At 63.8% G+C, this 607-nt stretch carries 1 pseudogene; it reads right to left on the reverse strand.

What is annotated here, in order from left to right:
- A pseudogene (locus G6N73_RS36195) lies at positions 1-607 on the reverse strand (oxalyl-CoA decarboxylase); the annotation flags it as partial.

Here is a 607-nt window from a genome sequence, read left to right on the forward strand (position 1 = left end):
AAGAATGGCGTCAGGCCGCTCCCTGATGACGGTGCGCAACGCGCCGAGCGCGCCATGGAAATCCATCGGGGCCGAATTCTTCATCAGCCGCGGCGCCATCTTGGCAATGTTTTCTTCCCGCTTCGAATTGACGGCGTTGATCCAATCAGACGGCGGAGCTTGCCACTTGCCGTCTATGCCTTCGAGAAGGGCCGACACGCAGGAGCCGATGTCGCCGACGAGCGGAGCAGCGATCTCGACATTGGAGTCCATTTCCTTCGGCTCGATGTCGATCTGGATGAACTTCTTCGGCGCGTCGCCCCAGGCCTTGCCCTTGCCGTGCGACAGAAGCCAGTTGAGGCGGGCGCCGATCAACATGACGACGTCGGAATCTTTCAGCACGGTGGAGCGTGCCGCGCCCGCACACTGCGGATGCGTGTCAGGCAGAAGGCCCTTGGCCATGCTCATAGGCAGGAATGGAATGCCGCTCTGTTCGATCAGGGCGCGAATCTGGTCATCTGCCTGCGCGTAGGCGGCGCCCTTGCCGAGGATGATCAGCGGGCGCTTGGCGCCCTTCAGCACGCCGAGGGCGCGCTCGACGGCGGCTGGAGCGGGAAGCTGGGCCGGA

Source organism: Allomesorhizobium camelthorni (genome assembly GCF_011045125.1).
In the GTDB taxonomy this organism is placed as follows: domain Bacteria; phylum Pseudomonadota; class Alphaproteobacteria; order Rhizobiales; family Rhizobiaceae; genus Allomesorhizobium; species Allomesorhizobium camelthorni.